This is a genomic window from Pedobacter psychrodurus, from assembly GCF_032678585.1.
Taxonomy (GTDB): Bacteria; Bacteroidota; Bacteroidia; order Sphingobacteriales; family Sphingobacteriaceae; genus Pedobacter; species Pedobacter psychrodurus_A.
The window spans coordinates 1-19,205 of sequence record NZ_JAVTSN010000058.1; the positions used below are offsets into that span (position 1 = coordinate 1).

Here is a 19,205-nt window from a genome sequence, read left to right on the forward strand (position 1 = left end):
TAAGCCTATAAACCTATCCGTGGTGTCAGATGTTCTCGTGGTGTCAGATGTTACCATCTGACACGTATACATAAAAATCAGGTTTCAAAAACCTGGCTAACGCTCGTTTCTAACGAGCGTTGAATAACTTGTCGTTTACAAACGATAAAATCGTTTGTAAATCTACGCACTCGTTGTGAAACGAGCGCAAACAAGTGGGTTGGGGGTTAAACTCCTATTCGTTGTTCAATCTTTTTAACGCATTTATAAGCTTCCTCAAGAATCACATCGTTGGCAATAGTTTGGTCTACATTGATCGCATTTAACATAGAAATAGTTAAACAGGCGATGATACCATTATTACTGGCAATGCCGATCGGTACCGAAAGATCGGTTACACCTGAAACCGAATCACTATTTTTAAAATAGGAACCTGTTTGCTGAATGTCAGTCAAAGAGTTTAAAAAATCCTCTTGTTGAGGTTTGGCGTATTTTTTGAAAATGGCATTGTTTTTTAAGGTTGTGCTACGTTCAGCCTCGGGCATATAAGCCAATAAAACCTTACCTGAAGCCGTTAAAGGCAAAGGAAACAAATTCCCTTCCTCAATCGAAAGTGCAATTGGCCCCGGACTTTTGGCATGGATAATCACCATCACCTGGTTCATATATAAAATACTTAAATGGCACGATTGGCGGATGCTATTGGCCAGCTCTTCCAGCGGAAACTGGGCAGCTTTACGCAACTCATCAATAGGCGAATGCCGGTGTGAAAGGTAAAAAAGTTTTAGCGACAGCCGGTATTTGCCCGAAACCTCATCACGCAAAATATAACCCCGGCTTTCCAAACTCATCAACATTCTGTAAATTTCGTTAGGTGTTTTCTCAATACCAATGGCAATTTCGGTTTGAGACAATGGGATAGATTGTGCTGATAAATACTCCAATATATCAAGTCCTTTATCCAAAGCAGGGGCCTGGTACTTCGATTCTTTTTCGTTCATACGGGTTTAAATTTGGCTGTAGCGTTTTTTTTACAATCTCAAACATACAAAATGCTTTCTTATTTCTACAAAAGAAGATTTCGTGTAATTTTAATACGAATATATGTTTTCATATTTAAAAAAAACATTTATATTTGAATTAGAGATAGCAATTTAAAGTTAAGAAATTTATTAGGCTTAATTTATACGAATTAAGAATTTATTTCTAGGCGGATTTTATCACTGATAACCAATTATAAACCTAAGCAAGCGCCGGTAACGGTGCACAACAGTTGATGAGCAAACTCGTAATCTTTTCCTGGCTTTATCTGTTAAGCTTTTCGCTTTTCGCGCAAGATATCAAGGTTGCCCGGTTAGATTGTGAATACAAAAATAATCCAATTGGAATTGATGTACTTTCACCTCATTTAAGTTGGAAGTTAATCTCATCCAAACATAACGTGATGCAGGTAGCTTACCGGATCTTGGTTTCGAGCAGCTTAAATAAGCTGGGCAAGAATATTGGAGATGTTTGGGATACTAAAAAAATAAATTCAAGTCAATCCATCCACATAAACTACAGCTGGAATAAGCTTTTATCCACTAAAACTTATTATTGGAAGGTTTGCGTTTGGGATAATTTTGGAAACCAATCTGAATGGAGTACCTCAGCCTTTTGGCAAATGGGGTTACTCAAAACTGAAGATTGGGAAGGTGCAAAATGGATTGCCTATGAAAAACTGGCCGATTCTAATGTAAACAGTTTGCCAACAGATGGTAAAAAAGACAACCACATCGGCAACAATATCTTGCCGATGTTCCGCAAAGGTTTCACAGTAGCCAAAACAATTAAAAAAGCTACGGCTTTTATTTCTGGTTTAGGCCATTTTGAAATGAGTTTGAACGGTTCGAAAGTTGGAGACGATTTCCTGGCTCCCGGCTGGACAAAATACGACAAAGAGGCCTTATATATCACTTACGATTTAACTAAACAACTTAGAAAAGGGGAAAATGCAATTGGTGTGATGCTCGGCAATGGTTTTTATTATATTCCGCCGATTAAAGAGCGTTATAAAAAACTAAAAGTGGCTTTTGGTTATCCGAAAATGATATGCAGGGTGCTGATAGAATACATCGACGGTACTTCAGTCAATATTGTCAGCAACCAAAGTTGGAAAACCGCACCATCACCCATTACCTTTTCAAGCATTTATGGTGGTGAAGATTATAATGCCAATCTGGAACAAAAAGGATGGAATTTAGCTGGTTTTAACGATGCAAAATGGAAATCGTCTTTGTTGGTTGATGGTCCTAAATTAAATGCACAGAAAGAAGAGCCTGTAAAAGTTTTCGAAAATTTCACTGTTAAATCGGTTACACCAGTGGCCAACGGCGAATGGGTATATGATATGGGGCAGAATGCATCTGCGATTATTGAACTAAAAGTGCGTGGTAAAAAAGGCGATACTATTCGCATTATGCCAGCTGAACTGTTAAAAGCCGACGGTTCGGTAACGCAAAAAAATAGTGGCGGACCATCATATTTCACCTACGTACTAAAAGGAGGAGGAGTAGAAATCTGGCGACCAAAATTCTTTTATACCGGATTCCGTTATTTACAAGTTAAAGGTGGGATACCAGTTGGTAATAAAAATACATCAAACGAAGCCGTAATCGAAGGTTTAAAAGCACTACATATCCGAAATGCTGCTCAGCAAGTGGGTAAATTCTCTTCTTCTAACGAATTATTTAATAAAACATTCAGCCTGATCGATTGGGCCATTAAAAGCAATATGGTGAGCGTATTTACCGATTGTCCGCATCGCGAAAAATTAGGTTGGTTAGAAGAATTGCATTTAATGGGCAGTTCTGTTCGGTACAATTACAATGCCGCACCGCTGTTTAAAAAAGCTTTGCAGGATATGAAAAACTCACAATTGACGAGTGGTTTGATTCCTGAAATTGCACCAGAATATGTAAAGTTCGAATGGGGTGGAGATATGTTCCGCGATTCGCCTGAATGGGGTAGCAGTGGAATTTTAATGCCCTGGTATTTATACCAATGGTATGGCGACAAACAGGCGATGGCAGATTACTACCCGATGATGCGAGGGTACATCAATTATTTAGGAACGAAGGCCAATAAGCACATTTTATCGCAGGGTTTAGGCGATTGGTACGATTTAGGCGAAAAACCGCCTGGTGTATCGCAATTAACGCCAATGGGTGTTACCGGTACCGCAATTTATTATTACGATTTAAGAATATTGGAAAAAATAGCCAGGCTTTTGGGCAAAAAAGCTGATGCGCTTAGCTATTCAAAACTAGCGGTTGAAGTAAGAAATGCTTTCAATCACCAATTCTTCGATACCAAAACCAAACAATACGCAACAGGCTCGCAGGCGGCCAATGCGATGGCTGTGTATATGGAACTGGTTGAAGAAAAGGATAAAAATGCAGTGATCGGGAATTTAGTCAAAGATATCAGAGACCGGAAAAATAGTTTAACAGCTGGCGACATCGGCTACCGTTATGTGTTACGTGTTTTAGAAGATGCAGGGAAATCGGATGTGATTTTTGATATGAACAGCCGTTCGGATGTACCAGGGTATGGGATGCAGATCGCAAAAGGCGCTACGGCGCTAACCGAGTCCTGGGCAGCTTTACCAACGGTATCCAACAATCATTTTATGCTCGGGCATTTAATGGAATGGTTGTACAGTGGCGTTGGTGGTATCCGTCAGTCCGAAAATTCGATTGCATTTAACCACATTAAAATCGAACCAGAAGTAGTGGGTGATTTAACTTCGGCAGATGTGAGTTACAATTCTCCTTACGGCAAAATATCAAGCAAATGGACGAAAACAGATAAAAATTTCACGTTGGAAATCAATATCCCGGTGAATACAAAGGCTACCGTTTATTTTCCTGCCTTTCCGAAATCTGTAATTACTGAAGAATATAATTCGTCGTTTACGGATGCAGATAGTGAAAACGGCAAAACTAAGGTGACTATCGGATCAGGTTATTATAAATTTAATCTGAAGCATCAATGAAAGAGATAATCATCGTTTTTTTCCTTTTTGTAAGTGCATTAAAATTGAATGCCCAAACGGCCAATCCTGTTTCAGCAGAAACGATGGAAAAGATTTATCAGGAAGTAAAAACGCCTTATAAATATGGTTTGGTAATGGTTACTAAGGATAAAGACCATAAAATGGATTGCCCGACCATTTTTAGAAAGGGTAAATTCTGGTTTATGACTTATCTGATTTTTAGCGGTCGCGGTTACGAAACCTGGCTGGCAAAAAGCAAAGATCTATTGCATTGGCAAAATCAGGGTAAATTAATGTCTTTCGGCGATGCAGGCAATTGGGACGATAACCAAAAAGCAGGTTACAACGCCTTGCTGGATACGAAATGGGGCGGGAGTTATAGCGTAAATCAATTCAATGGAAAATATTGGATGTCTTATTTTGGAGGTAAAGAGAAAGGATATGAAGTAGAACCATTGTCGATCGGAATGGCTTATACCACTAAAGATCCATCAATGGTTCAGGAGTGGAATAGATTAGACAAACCCGTACTAACTTCGGGTGATGCAGATGTGCGTTGGTGGGAAAACCGGAACAAGCTTTTTAAAAGTACGGTAATTGAAGATAAACAAAAATTAACCGGACATGCATTTGTGATGTATTACAATGCTGTTGGTGATTCATTGGTCAACAATAAAAAAACGCGTTGGTATGAACGGATCGGTATGGCGGTTTCGGATGATATGCTTCACTGGCAGCGCTTCAATAAAAACCCTGTAGTTCACCATCCGGTTGGCATTACAGGAGATGCTGTAATTCAAAAGATTAGTAATACCTGGGTGATGTTTTACTTTGGTGCTTTTTGGCAGGATAGAAAAGGTTCATTTAACCGCTTTGCAGCCTCCAATGATCTGATAAACTGGACCGACTGGACGGGAAACAACCTGATTGAATCATCAGAAAAATATGATGAATTATATGCCCACAAATCGTTCGTTTTGAAATACAAGGACACGGTATATCACTTTTATTGTGCTGTAAATAAACAAGACCAACGCGGCATTGCTGTAGCTACATCAAAAGATTTGGGTAAAAGTAAAGTGAATTTTGTTGGTGAAATAAAGAATTAAGATGCAGAGCCCTCAATTTAAATATAGAATTTTTGGTTTGACGCTTTTGATGACGTTGTCTTTTTGCGTCATTTCGACTGAAGCGAAATCTTCGTCATTCGTCATTGTGGGAAACGAAGCAATATCAATCGTGAAATCAGATTGCTTCGGCCTCGCGATGAAGACCTCACGCGTTCCTGCCACTCCAGAACCACGCACCAGAATCAGCTTCAACAAAAACTGGAAATTCTATCTCGGTGATGAGCCTGCTGCAAAATCATCTTCATTTAACGACCAAAAATGGAGAAAACTTACCTTACCGCACGATTGGAGCATTGAAGGGAAATTCGATGAGAAAAATCCTGCAAAACCGGAGGGTGGCGCTTTGCCGACAGGCATTGGCTGGTATAGAAAAGAGTTTGTTGCTCCTGCCAATTTCAAGGATAGATTAATCACCATTGAATTTGATGGCGTTTATAAAAATAGTGAAGTTTGGATCAATGGGCAATATTTGGGTAAACGGCCTTACGGTTATAGCTCTTTTTCGTATGAGATCAGTAAATTTTTAAAGACTGGAAAAAATATAGTGTCCGTTAAAGTCGATAACGCTGCTCAACCCGACTCACGCTGGTATTCCGGTTCGGGGATATATAGAAATGTGTGGTTAAGCTCAACAGCAAAGGTTGCGGTAGCAAAATGGGGTACTTTTGTAACAACGGATCAGTCGGGCAGGATCAAACTCCATGCACAGATAGAGAATAAATCCCTAAAAGTACAAGCAATTAAAGTAATCAATTCTGTTTACAATGCCAATGGTAAATTGGTGATCGAAAACAAAGCTCAACCGATTAACATAGAGTCAACAGGAGCAAATATCAGTAGCATCATTCAAGTTAAAAATCCCGTTTTTTGGTCTGTTGAAAACCCATATCAATATAAATTAATTACAAATATCTTGTTAAACAATCAGGTAATCGATACTTATGAAACCAAATTCGGTATCCGTTCTTTCAATTTCGACGCGACAAAAGGTTTCTCGTTAAACGGAAAACCGATGAAAATTTTGGGCGTTTGCCTGCATCATGATTTAGGTGCCTTAGGTGCGGCTGTAAATGTGCGGGCTATGGAACGTCAACTCGAAATCATGAAAGCAATGGGCGTAAATGCCATCCGTACTGCCCACAACCCACCAGCGCCTGAGTTTTTAGATTTATGCGATAAAATGGGTTTTTTAGTAATGGACGAAGCTTTTGATATGTGGGTGAAAAAGAAAACTAAAAATGATTATCACCTCAATTTTCCGGAATGGCACAAAAGAGATCTGGAAGACATGGTTAAACGCGACCGTAACCATCCATCGATTATTCTTTGGAGTATCGGTAACGAAATCCGTGAACAGTTTGATAGCACAGGAATAGTCATTACAAAAGAATTGGTAGGGATCGTTAAAAACTTAGATAAAACACGATCAGTAATCTCGGCATTGACTGAAACAAAAGCGGATAAGAACTTTATTTATCAGGCCAAGGCACTCGATATTTATGGATTAAATTACAATCATAAGTTGTATAAAGATTTCCCTGTAAACTATCCAGGCGTTAAATTTTTGGCAACAGAAACCACTTCTGCATTAGCAACCAGAGGGTTTTACGATACTGCCGATACCATTCGCCGCTGGCCAAAAGATGGTAAAACCAAATTTACAGAAGGTAATAGCGAATGGTCGGCATCAGCATACGATAATGTTTCGGCCTATTGGGGTTCTACACACGAAGAAACCTGGGCAGCAGCCAAAAAATATGATCATGTGTCCGGTTTGTTTGTTTGGACAGGTTTCGATTATTTGGGTGAGCCTTTACCTTATCCATGGCCAGCCAGAAGTTCCTATTTTGGAATTGTTGATTTAGCCGGATTTCCGAAAGATTCATATTACATGTACCAAAGCGAATGGACAAACAAACCTGTACTACATATTCTTCCGCATTGGAACTGGGCGAAAGGAAAATGGGTAGAAGTTTGGGCTTATTATAACAATGCCGATGAGGTAGAACTTTACCTGAACGGAAAGTCCCTTGGCAAGAGATCAAAAAAGGGTGATGAACTGCACGTGTTATGGAAGGTCAATTTCGAGCCTGGAACATTAAAAGCTGTATCCCGGAAAAATGGAAAAGATGTTTTAGTACGTGAGGTTAAAACGGCAGGAGATCCGGCGAAAATTGAATTAATAGCGGATAGAAAAAATATAAAAGCTGATGGTAAAGATTTATCATTTGTTACCATACGCATTTTGGATGCAGCGGGAAATGTAGTGCCAGATGCTGATAATTTAGTCGATTTTAAAGTAGATGGCCTTGGTTTTATCGCAGGAGTGGACAATGGATTCCAGGCCAGTTTGGAGCCGTTTAAAGCGAACTACCGCAAGGCTTTCCATGGATTGTGTTTGGCGATATTACAATCAACGGAAAAAAGCGGAACAATAAAATTAACGGCTACATCAGCTGGTTTGGCTTCTTCATCCATCACAATTAAAACGGTTAGATAGAAACAACAGAAATGAATCTATCGGTTGGTGTCTCACCGACCGAAATAATTAAAAAACATGGTCGGTGGAGACAGCGACCATTAAAGAAATAAATAGAACACAATAAAGAATTTGTCATTCTGAGGAACGAAGAATCTGCAACCTACGAGAACAGGCTCTAATAAGGCAGTAGTTTGAAGTCAGAGATTCTTCACTGCGTTCAGAATGACAGAAATAAAGAGAAAATATAGTGGAGAAGATGATTAATTTAAAAGGAATAACCTGGAACCACAGTCGTGGGCTTTTGCCCATGGTGGCAACGGCGCAACGGTTTTCTGAACTGTACCCTCATGTAAATATCACCTGGGAGAAAAGAAGTTTGCAACAATTTGCCGATTTTTCGATACAAGAATTAGCAGAACGGTTCGATCTGCTGGTGATCGACCATCCCTGGGCAGGTTTTGCCGCAAAAACAAAATCAATTGTGCCTTTGGATCTTTATCTTTCAGAAGCATACCTGAAAGACCAGGAAGAAAATTCAGTTGGGCAATCGTACGAAAGTTATTGCTATGATGAACATTTATGGGCTTTGCCAATTGATGCTGCAACGCCTGTAGCAGCATCGCGACCAGATTTACTTGCAGAAAAGGGATTGCAACTACCCAAATCCTTTGAAGATTTATTGGCACTGGCTGACAAAGGTTTAGTAGCCTTTGCAGGCATCCCGATTGATGTTTTAATGAATTTTTATACGCTTTGCTGTTCATTGGGTGAAGATCCTTGTCAAAAGGATGAAGAAGTGGTTTCTACAGAAACTGGCGTTCGTGCTTTAAAGATGTACCATGAGCTGGCTTCGAAAATAGATCCGGCAAACTTCAACAGAAACCCCATTCAGGTATATGAAGCCATGACTTTAACCGACGAAATTGCCTATTGTCCTTTTGCTTATGGTTACTCAAATTATTCGCGTAACGGTTATGCACGCAAAGCTTTGCAATTTCATGATATGATTTCCTTAGATGGCAAAACCAATCTCAGGAGTACATTAGGCGGAACGGGTTTAGCCATTTCATCTAAATGCGAAGAAGTGGAGATGGCTGCCAAATATGTAACATTCGTAGGGGCACCAACTTGTCAATCTACTTTGTTCTTCGAAAGCGGCGGTCAGCCTGGATATTTGGCCGCATGGAAAAATGAAGAGGTGAACAGACAAAGCCACAATTACTTTCTAAATACTTTACCGGCCTTGCAAAGAGCCTTTCTTCGTCCGCGTTATCACGGTTCGATGTATTTTCAAGACCATGCAGGTGATGTGGTGCGTGATTATTTAGTGAATGGTGGCGATGAAATTCAGGTTTTAACAAGCATGAATGAAATCTATCAGAAATCTAAAAGCCTGGTATTATCATGAACAGACCACTAGAAGGACTTTTGGTTTTAGAATTTTGCCAGTTTTTGGCAGGGCCATCTGCGGGTTTAAAACTGGCTGATTTAGGCGCACGCGTAATCAAAATCGAACGGCCAAAAACAGGAGATGCTTGCAGACAGTTATCCATTAAAAATCTTTTTGTGGATGAAGACAGTTTGCTTTTTCACACCATTAACCGCAATAAAGAAAGTTACGCTGCTGATTTAAAGAATCCTGAGGATTTAGAAAGATTAAAAAAACTGATCAGTAAAGCCGATGTAATGACGCATAATTTCCGTCCGGGAGTGATGGAGAAAATTGGACTGGATTACGAAACGGTACAAACGATAAACGCTAAAATTGTTTATGGTATTGTTACAGGTTATGGCAATGAGGGGCCATGGAAAAACAAACCTGGACAGGATTTATTGGTTCAATCGATTTCAGGACTTACTTTTTTATCGGGGATTGATGTCGACGGACCTGTTCCTTTCGGTCTTTCGGTGTCTGATATTATGTGTGGCAACCATTTGGCACAGGGCATTATGGCGGCTTTAATCAAAAGAACTAAAACAAATAAAAGTGTTCTTGTTGAAGTGAGTTTGCTGGAATCCATTCTGGATGTTCAGTTCGAGGTCATCACCACTTACTTAAATGATGGTGGAAAACTGCCTGATAGAAGTGGGGCAAAGGGAAGCGCACATGCCTATTTAAGCGCGCCTTATGGCATGTACGAAACTGCCGATGGTTATATCGCCATGGCAATGGGTAACCTCCCAAATATCTGTACGATAATTAATTGTGATATTTCAGATTTATATGCGGGAGCCGGTTCGGCTTTCGAAAATCGCGATCAATTAATCGTCAGATTGGCTGAAACCTTTAAAAAGGAAAATACCAAAACCTGGATTGAATTATTGGAAAACCAGGGGATTTGGTGTGCTGAAGTATTGAATTATCAAACGGCAACAGCCTTAAGTACCTATAAAAAATTGGATATAGCACAGCATTTGGATTTGGATGGAGGCAAGAAGATTAAGACCACTGTTAGTCCGATCCGTTTGGACAACAAGAAGTTATTTGCTTCGAAAGCTGCACCGAAACTGGGTTTTGATACAGAATATATTAATAAAGAGTTTGAATTGAAACATTAACGTCACCCTGATCCGATAGCAATCGGATTTATTGCAGGGTCTACCTTGTTGGAAAGATGCTGATCCCGAATGTTCGGGACAGCATGACGGTCATAATTAGTGAAGTGAAGAATCTTATCCATAAAAAAATGTGTAAGACAGTACGAGTGGGTTAAAGATTCTTCGTTGCACTCAGAATGACAGCTGTTATAAAAAAATAAAATTATGCTACCGCTTGAAGATTATTTAGTGATCGATTTCAGCCAGTTTCTTTCTGGTCCATCGGCAAGTTTGCGCCTGGCCGACATGGGTGCCCGTGTAATCAAAATTGAGCGTTTGGGTATCGGTGATATTTGTCGTACGCTCTATACTTCAAACCTGATTATGAATGGAGAATCATCGGTTTTTCATGCCATTAATAGAAATAAAGAAAGTTTTGAAGTCGATTTAAAGAATGAAGATGACTGTGGAATGGTTCGTGAGCTGCTCAAAAAAGCCGATGTAATGATCCATAACTTCCGCCCCGGCGTAATGGAGCGTTTGGGTTTCGATTATCAATCCGTCACAACACTAAATCCAACCATTATTTATGGCGAAATTTCGGGTTATGGAACAACTACCGAATGGAAGAACAAACCAGGTCAGGATTTATTGTTACAAGCGGTTACCGGATTAACATCTTTAACCGGAAACGCAGATAGTGGCCCTGTTGCAATGGGGTTGTCTATAATAGATATGTTGGCTGGCGCACATTTAGCGCAAGGACTTTTAGCTTGTTTATACCGCAAGGCCATGAAAAATGAAGGTGGTTTTGTACAGGTGAGTATGATGGAATCGGCCTACGATTTCCAGTTCGAAACCATTACCACCTTTATGAATGATGGTGGATTTTTACCAGAACGATCAAAAAAGAACAATGCCAACGCATATTTGGGCGCTCCATATGGTATTTATCAAACAGAAAACGGATATTTAGCCCTGGCGATGGGTTCGATTCCACAGCTTGGCAATTTGCTAGGTTGCGAGAAACTGGAAGATTACGTAGAAGTAAGTGAAGCATTTGATAAACGGGATGAAATTAAAGCAATTTTAGCCGAACATCTTTTATCTTCCACTACTGAAAACTGGCTCGCGATACTCGAACCTGCCGATATCTGGTGTGCAGATGTTTTAAACTGGAATGCCCTCATGGCACACGACGGTTTTAAGGTTTTGAACATGATACAGCAGGTGGAAATGGTAGATGGTTACAGATATGAGACCACCAGATGCCCGATACGGATTGATGGCGAGTTGCTGACCTCATCAAAGGGTTCGCCAAAATTAGGACAAGATAATGAAAAGATTATCCAGGAATTTATAACACAGATTACCACTGCAAATGCATAACCAAATAGATACTTTCAGAATAGCCGTTCGTAAATTTGCACCTTTTGAAACTGCCATGCAGAAATTCTGGGATCAATATTGCAAGTTTTCGGGCTGTAAGCTGAAACTGGAAATGGTGGTGATGGATCTGCATGAGCTCTACGACAGTACGATTGCAAAAAAAGGTTTGGCAAATGGAGATTTCGATATTGCACACATCAGTACCGATTGGATTTTAGAGGGATATACCGCACAGGATTTTGAAATTTTAAATCCATATATCAATAAAAATAAACCAGATGATTTCCCACGTGGATGGAGCAAATCACTTTTAAGTCTGCAACGTTTTGGCTGGGAAGTGGTGGGTTTACCCTTTCATGATGGTCCTGAATGTTTTATTTACCGGAAAGACCTGTTCGAAAATGAATCCGAAAAAGCCAATTATTTAACACAGTTCGGAAAAGCACTGGAAGTCCCTAAAACCTGGGAGGATTTTCATCAGATTGCACGTTTTTTTAACCGCCCGGCTGATCATTTGTATGGAAGCATCTTTGCTGGCCACCCTGACGGGCACAATACCATTTTTGATTTCTGTTTACAATTGTGGACCAGAGGCGGAAGTTTGGTGGATAAAAATGGCCTTATCCAGATCAATACACAAGCTGCGATAGATGGATTGAATTTCTACCGTGCAATGGTTAACGATAAAACGGCCATTCACCCTCAATCAGCTGAATTTGAATCTGTAGCTGCAGGCATAGCCTTTTCGCAAGGTGAGGCAGCCATGATGATAAATTGGTTTGGCTTTGCTGCCATGTGCGAAGTGGATCCAAATTCAAAAGTAAAAGGCAAAATTGATGTGACACTTTTGCCTAGCACACCTGATCAAAAATCAGCCTCTTTAAATGTTTATTGGCTTTATACCATCGCTAAGGGCAGTAAAAATAAAGATATTGCTTACGATTTTCTCCGCTTTGCCCTGGCGGAGGAACAAGACAAACAACTCACCTTAGCAGGCGGAATTGGTTGTAGGATTTCGACATGGAAAGATGAAGAAATCAATAAAATAATCCCTTATTACCATAAACTGGAACAATTGCATGAGGTAGCCAATATGCTGCCTCAAAAAACAAATTGGGCCGCCATTGCAGCAATAATTGATCAGATGGTTTTGCAGGCAGTTCATACAGATCAAGCCACTGAAGAATTGATCCAACAGGCACAAAACCAAATTAATGAAATTGACAAATGAGTATCGACATCAAATATAAACCCGAATTGCCATTAACTAAACAGCCCATCATTATTATCGGTGCTGGTGGAATTGTATCTGATGCGCATCTTCCCGCTTATAAAATTGCGGGTTTTGAAGTGCATGGGATTGTAAACCGGACAAAAGAAAGGGCACAGAAATTGGCGGATACTTTTGGCATTCCAAACGTATACAACTCTGTTACTGAGGCCGTAAAACTCGCTCCCGAAAATGCAGTTTACGATTTAACCATTATGCCAGAACAATATATCGAAACCTTAAAACAATTGCCCGATGGAAGTGCTGTGTTGATTCAAAAACCAATGGGTGATGATTTCGATCAGGCAAAAGAAATCCTCGGTTTATGCAGGGCAAAAAACTTAAAGGCGGCCATTAACTTTCAATTGCGTTTTGCACCATTTGTTAGTGCAGCAAAATACCTGATTGAAACAGGATTAATTGGTGATTTATACGACATGGAAGTTCGCGTTACCATTAAAACACCCTGGGAGATTTTTCCACATGTAATAATCCATCCCCGTTTAGAGATTCAATACCATAGCATTCATTATGTGGATTTAATCCGTTCGTTTTTAGGCAATCCTGAAAGTATTCTGGCAAAAACCCTAAAACATCCGGCCAAAAGCCTCTCTTCGTCCCGCTCAACGATTTTATTCGATTACGGAGATACGATGCATGCCGTAATCAATACCAACCACGACCATGATTTTGGCCCAAACCACCAGGAAAGTTATATCAAATGGGAGGGAACCAAAGGTTCTATTTTAGCGAAAATAGGATTGTTGATGGATTATCCTCATGGAGTGCCCGATGTTTTTGAGTATTGCATTGTTGAAGCAGGTAAACAAACCGAGTGGCAAACCGTACAACTGGAAGGCTCCTGGTTTCCAGAAGCATTTATCGGCACCATGGCCAATTTAATGCGTTATAACGAAGGCTCGACCAACGTTTTGCATACCAGTGTTGAAGATGTGATTCAAACAATGGCGGTTGTAGAAAGCGCCTATAAATCGAGTGATATGGGTGGGGTAAAGGTGAAAGAGCAGTTAAATAACTAAGATATATGGTCCTCGTTTATAACGAGGATGCATGAGAAAGGCGATTATATCGCTTATAAAGATTAAAACTATGTATTTCAAATCAACATTTTTTGAAGATTATCAATTACAGGAAAAACGTGTAACCTTAGGCCGCACGATAACAGAAACAGATTTTGTTGTCCATGCAGGTCATACCGGCGATTTCTTTCCACATCACATGGATGCAGAATGGTGTGCAACGCAACCATTTAAACAGAGAATTGCGCATGGAACGATGATTTTTAGCATCGGAATCGGCTTAACAGCTTCAGAAATCAATCCAGAGGCCATGAGTAAAGGATATGATAAATTACGCTTCGTGAAACCGGTTTTCATTGGTGATACCATTCACTCGGAAATTACCATTTCTGAAAAAGCAGAAAGCAAAAGACCAGAATATGGTACGGTAAACGAACATGTAGAAATGATTAACCAACACGGGGAGGTGGTATTGGTTTGCGACCACCTCTTAGTAGTGAAAAAAAAGTAAAACAAAATCGTCATTGCGAGGAGGAACGACGCGGCAATCTTTTTTGCCATTTCAAATAAAGAAAAAACCAAATATAATGAACCACAATACACCAGAAATCGTAACAGAGGAAGATCCATCTTCAGGAAAAAAGTATATACTTCCATTTATTCTCGTAGTAAGCCTATTTTTTCTTTGGGGAATGGCGCACAATTTAGATTCGATTCTTATTCCACATTTAAAAAAGGCCTGTAACTTAAATAACAGGCAGTCTACTTTAATTGATACTTCAGTTTTCTTTGCCTACTTTTTAATGGCGATTCCCGCAGGAATGATTTTGAAAAAGTGGGGATATAAAGCGACTATGATATCAGGCTTGCTGGCCTTTGCATTTGGCGCATTTCTATTTGTTCCCGCTGCCAATAATCTTTCGTACATCACCTTTCTAATCGCCCTTTTCATCATTGGCTGTGGTTTAACTATGCTCGAAACCTCCGCTAATCCTTATGCTGCTGTATTAGGCGATCCTGCCAAAGCTACAAATAGGCTTAACCTTGCAGCTTCTTTCAATGGCCTGGCTGCCATGGTAGCGCCGTTAATTGGTGGCTTATTTATCCTTTCAGGGAAATCGCACACTAAAGCAGAATTGGCGGCCATGACCGAAGTTAATCGGAACAATTATTTTCTTGAGGAGGCCGCATCGGTTAAAACACCCTACATTACATTAGGGATTATTTTATTGTTGATTGCTGCTATATTTTATTTTATCCATCTGCCAGAAATCAAAACTAAAAGCATTGATGGAGAAGCTAAGGGAAGCTTTTTTGGTGCGTTACGCCATAAACACTTAAGATGGGCGGTTGTAGCCCAGTTTTTCTATGTTGGAGCACAAGTTTGTGTAACCAGTTTTTTCATTAGAATGGCGCAACAAGGCGGAGGCTTTGATGAGAAAACAGCCGCCTCGTATTTAATTATTTATGGCTTTTTATTTACAGCAGGCCGTTTTGCAGGAACCGCAATCTTGCAGTTTGTATCATCCAGTAAACTCCTGACCATTTATGCCATCATCTCCATATTATTGTGTCTGACAGCTATTTTAGGACAAGGTTCTTATGTGGTATATGCTTTAGGAGCAATAGGATTCTTTATGTCGATTATGTTTCCAACCATTTTTGCATTAGGCATTGATGGCATAGGTGATGATACTAAACCTGGCTCTTCATGGCTAATTATGTCTATTGTGGGTGGAGCGATTTTGCCATTCGGCATGGGTAGTTTAATCGATATGTATGGCGACAATATCCAAATTGGTTACAGCATTCCATTGGTTTGCTTTGTTTTCGTCCTTTATTTCGGATTAAGAGGCTATAAAATCGCACACAAATAATGAAGAATTTTAAATACATCAAGGTTTTATGCTTTATACTGATTAGTGTTAATTTTTCAGCAAACGTTTTTGCGCAACAAAACGAAAATGCAAAATCTTGGGTATTTTGGTATTGGGTTAAAGGAGCGGTATCCAAGGAAGGTATCACCGCAGATCTGGAAGCCATGAAATCAAATGGCATTGCAGGAGCTTACCTCATGAACATTCAGGAACCAGATAAAGTTCCTGTTTATTCACCGCCGGCTGTGCAGCTTACACCCGAATGGTGGAAAATGGTCGAGTTTGCAATGACAGAAGCCAAACGGTTAAACTTGAAATTGGGCATGCATGTGAGTGATGGTTTCGCGTTGGCAGGCGGCCCGTGGATTACGCCAGCGCTTTCTATGCAAAAAGTGGTTTGGTCGAAGATAAATATCAGTAATTCAAATGCTAAAATCACATTACCTCAACCAACAGCAAAAGAAAACTATTATAAAGATATTGCCGTTTATGCCTATCCATCGCCAGTTGGTGAAAGCATTTCTACCCGAAATATTATTCCGAAAATAACAGCAAGCAATGGAGCGGATGCCACGGGTCTGGTTCAACTGGGGAATAAAAAAAACTTTGGTTCAAACGAACCCTGTTATGTGCAATATGAATTTGAAAAACCTTTCACTTGCCGAACAATAAACATTAAAGTTAGTGGCAATAATTATCAGGCACAACGTTTAGCAATTGAGATAAGTGATGATGGAAAAAATTTTAAATCTATTGGCAGATTAGAAGCACCACGCCATGGCTGGCAGGATACGGATGAAGATGTTACCCATTCGATTGTACCTACAACAGCAAAGTTTTTCAGGTTTATTTATGATAAAAAAGGGTCTGAACCGGGTTCTGAAGATTTAGATGCAGCGAAATGGAAACCCTCTTTAAAACTCCTTAATCTCGAATTGTCTGCTGAAGCACAGATTAACCAGTTCGAAGGTAAAAATGGATCGGTTTGGCGCGTGAGCAAGAGAAGTACTGAAGAGCAGATTGCTAAAAACTTGTGTGTACCATTAAATAAGATCATAAACCTAACCGGCAAATTAAATGCTGATGGAATTCTAAACTGGAAAGCACCAAAAGGAAACTGGACCATCTTAAGAATTGGGCATACGTCAACGGGGCATACGAATGCCACTGGCGGCGGCGGAATGGGTTTGGAATGTGATAAATTTAATCCAGAAGCCGTAAAACTACAGTTTAAGAGCTGGTATGGCGCCGCATTAAAACACGGTGGACCAGATATCGCCAAAAAAGTATTAAGCATTTTTCATGTAGATAGCTGGGAATGTGGCAGCCAAAACTGGTCGCCAGTATTTAAAACCGAATTTCTAAAGCGCAGGGGTTACGATTTAACGCCGTATCTACCCATCATGACAGGCTTACCTGTAGAAAGTGCCGCTGTATCCGAAAACTTCCTTTACGACATCAGAAAAACGATTTCCGAACTGGTGGTCGACCAATTTTATAAAACTTTGGCCAAACTGGCAAAGGAGCAGGGCGTAATTTTTACGGCCGAAAGCATCGCACCAACAATGGTGAGCGATGGATTGCTTCATTACAAAATGGTAGATGTACCAATGGGCGAATTTTGGTTAAACAGCCCGACGCACGACAAACCAAATGATATGTTAGATGCGATATCCGGGGCGCATATATATGGCAAAAACATTATTCAGGCTGAGGCATTTACCACTGTTCGGATGGATTGGAACGAAAGTCCGGCAAATATGAAAACCTTGCAGGACCGGAATTATGCGCTTGGGATCAATAAACTCGTTTATCATGTTTTTACGCATAACCCCTGGACCAACCGAAAGCCAGGAATGACTTTAGATGGGGTAGGTTTATATTTTCAACGCGATCAAACCTGGTGGAAGGCAGGAAAAGCCTGGATTGAGTATGCAGAAAGAACCCAAAAGCTGTTACAGCAAGGTAAACCTGTTGTCGAAATCGCCGTTTTCACTGGTGAAGAATTGCCCCGCCGTTCGGTTTTACCCGATCGTTTGGTAGAAACCTTACCGGGTATATTTAGAAGTGATGTTGTAGAATCAGAACAGAAACGTTTGGCCAATGTTGGTGAGCCATTAAGGCAAATCCCTGCTGGCGTAACGCATTCTGCAAATATGGCCGATCCCGAAAACTGGGTAAATCCATTGCGGGGTTACGCATATGATAGTTTCAATCCTGATGTATTAAACACAGCGACTGTTAAAGATGGAAATGTAATATTCAAAAGCGGAGCAACTTATAAAATTTTGGTTATACCGGGCAATATGAAAATGAATCCCAATTACCAGTATATGAGTGATGCCGTGATTAAAAAGCTATCCGTATTAATCAAGGCAGGAGCTAAAGTGATTGTTGGAGACAAACCTGTATATCAATCTGGTATTAAACAGGTTAAGAATGAAGAATTTAAGAAGATAGTGGAAGATATTTGGGGCGGAAATTTTGAGTCTTACAAAAACAACGGCCGGCCAGTTTATAAAAAGAAATCAGGCTTGGGCGAAATTTTTAAGGCACCTTTTTATGGGGAAACTTTTGATGGGTTAGGTTTGCAAAGAGATTTAAGTGTGCGTGAAGAAATAGAAGGTAGGTTAAGTGACGGTTATGCAAATGGCATTGGCTACACACACAGAATGGATGGTACAAAGGAAATTTATTTTATTACCAACCAACAAAATAAAGAAAGAGCATTGTATATAAGCCTAAGAAATGGTAAAAAATCAGTACAAACTTACGATGCGGTAAGTGATACCTGGTTTAATCCGTATAAAATTAACAACGCTATTGGTGGCACTGACTTAAATTTAACGCTATATCCCAACCAATCCATATTTGTTGTTTTGGATACCCCTGCTGTTTATTCTTTCTATTCGCAAATTTCAGAGGAACAATCGAAAAAGGCGAAAGGGGAAAAAATCAAAAAAGCAGATTTAGATATTTCCAAAACCTGGCAAGTGAAATTCGACACTGCTTACGGTGGGCCATCAAAACCAATCATTTTTAACGATTTAACCGATTGGACACAAAACACCGATAGTTTAGTTAAGTACTACTCCGGAACGGCTGTTTACAGAAAAAAATTCACTTTTGATGCTGTGTTTAAGAAAAAAATCTGGATCGATCTAGGTGATTTCTCCAGTATCGCCGAAGTAAAAATTAACGGTATAAATTGCGGCACCTTATGGACAGCACCGCATCGTTTGGAAATCAGTAAGGCCATCAAAAAAGGTGAAAATGAAATTACCATTGAAGTGACCAATACCTGGGCTAACCGTTTAATTGGCGACAGTAAATTGCCAGAGGATAAACGGATTACCAAAACAACAGCGCCTTTCCGTTTGGAAGGTAAACCTTTAAATCCGGCAGGATTATTAGGACCAGTATTAATACAAGTTGAATAGAAATCGATCACTTAATATTTCAAA

The 19,205-nt window shown here is 39.9% G+C and carries 12 protein-coding genes; 11 read left to right on the forward strand and 1 reads right to left on the reverse strand.

What is annotated here, in order from left to right:
* Window positions 1-206: 206 nt before the first annotated feature.
* Complete coding sequence (locus R2S57_RS26585; protein WP_316847950.1) at window positions 207-980, reverse strand: IclR family transcriptional regulator; 774 nt, start codon at window positions 978-980, stop codon at window positions 207-209.
* A gap of 275 nt (window positions 981-1,255) precedes the next feature.
* On the opposite strand from R2S57_RS26585, the gene R2S57_RS26590 reads away from it, so the two are divergent.
* The 11 genes from R2S57_RS26590 to R2S57_RS26640 all read left to right on the forward strand — a co-directional run bounded on the left by R2S57_RS26590 (window position 1,256) and on the right by R2S57_RS26640 (window position 19,181).
* A complete protein-coding gene (locus tag R2S57_RS26590; protein ID WP_316847951.1) occupies window positions 1,256-4,015 on the forward strand; it encodes a family 78 glycoside hydrolase catalytic domain in 2,760 nt (919 codons plus the stop codon).
* Window positions 4,012-5,124 (forward strand): glycosylase, encoded by a 1,113-nt coding sequence (locus R2S57_RS26595; RefSeq protein ID WP_316847952.1) that lies wholly within the window; start codon window positions 4,012-4,014, stop codon window positions 5,122-5,124. The genes R2S57_RS26590 and R2S57_RS26595 overlap by 4 nt, the downstream gene beginning before the upstream one ends.
* A gap of 157 nt (window positions 5,125-5,281) precedes the next feature.
* Complete coding sequence (galB, locus tag R2S57_RS26600) at window positions 5,282-7,645, forward strand: beta-galactosidase GalB (protein ID WP_316847953.1); 2,364 nt, start codon at window positions 5,282-5,284, stop codon at window positions 7,643-7,645.
* Window positions 7,646-7,883: 238 nt separating this feature from the next.
* Complete coding sequence (locus R2S57_RS26605) at window positions 7,884-9,035, forward strand: ABC transporter substrate-binding protein (RefSeq protein WP_316847954.1); 1,152 nt, start codon at window positions 7,884-7,886, stop codon at window positions 9,033-9,035.
* Window positions 9,032-10,186, forward strand: coding sequence for a CaiB/BaiF CoA-transferase family protein (locus tag R2S57_RS26610; RefSeq protein WP_316847955.1), 1,155 nt, complete (start codon window positions 9,032-9,034; stop codon window positions 10,184-10,186). Before R2S57_RS26605 ends, R2S57_RS26610 begins: the two co-directional genes overlap by 4 nt.
* 204 nt (window positions 10,187-10,390) lie before the next feature.
* The gene (locus R2S57_RS26615; protein ID WP_316847956.1) at window positions 10,391-11,554 is read left to right on the forward strand and encodes a CaiB/BaiF CoA-transferase family protein; all 1,164 of its coding nucleotides are present in this window, start codon (window positions 10,391-10,393) and stop codon (window positions 11,552-11,554) included.
* Window positions 11,547-12,785, forward strand: coding sequence for an extracellular solute-binding protein (locus tag R2S57_RS26620; protein ID WP_316847957.1), 1,239 nt, complete (start codon window positions 11,547-11,549; stop codon window positions 12,783-12,785). Before R2S57_RS26615 ends, R2S57_RS26620 begins: the two co-directional genes overlap by 8 nt.
* Window positions 12,782-13,864, forward strand: coding sequence for a Gfo/Idh/MocA family oxidoreductase (locus R2S57_RS26625; protein ID WP_316847958.1), 1,083 nt, complete (start codon window positions 12,782-12,784; stop codon window positions 13,862-13,864). The genes R2S57_RS26620 and R2S57_RS26625 overlap by 4 nt, the downstream gene beginning before the upstream one ends.
* Window positions 13,865-13,934: 70 nt before the next feature.
* Window positions 13,935-14,375, forward strand: a complete 441-nt coding sequence (locus R2S57_RS26630) for a MaoC/PaaZ C-terminal domain-containing protein (RefSeq protein ID WP_316847959.1) — start codon at window positions 13,935-13,937, stop codon at window positions 14,373-14,375.
* 76 nt (window positions 14,376-14,451) lie between these two features.
* Window positions 14,452-15,741 carry an L-fucose:H+ symporter permease gene (gene fucP / locus R2S57_RS26635; RefSeq protein WP_316847960.1) on the forward strand — a complete coding sequence of 430 codons (1,290 nt, stop codon included), beginning with the start codon at window positions 14,452-14,454 and terminating at the stop codon, window positions 15,739-15,741.
* On the forward strand, window positions 15,741-19,181 hold the full coding sequence (locus R2S57_RS26640) for a glycosyl hydrolase (RefSeq protein WP_316847961.1): 3,441 nt from the start codon (window positions 15,741-15,743) through the stop codon (window positions 19,179-19,181). The genes fucP and R2S57_RS26640 overlap by 1 nt, the downstream gene beginning before the upstream one ends.
* Window positions 19,182-19,205 lie beyond the last annotated feature (24 nt).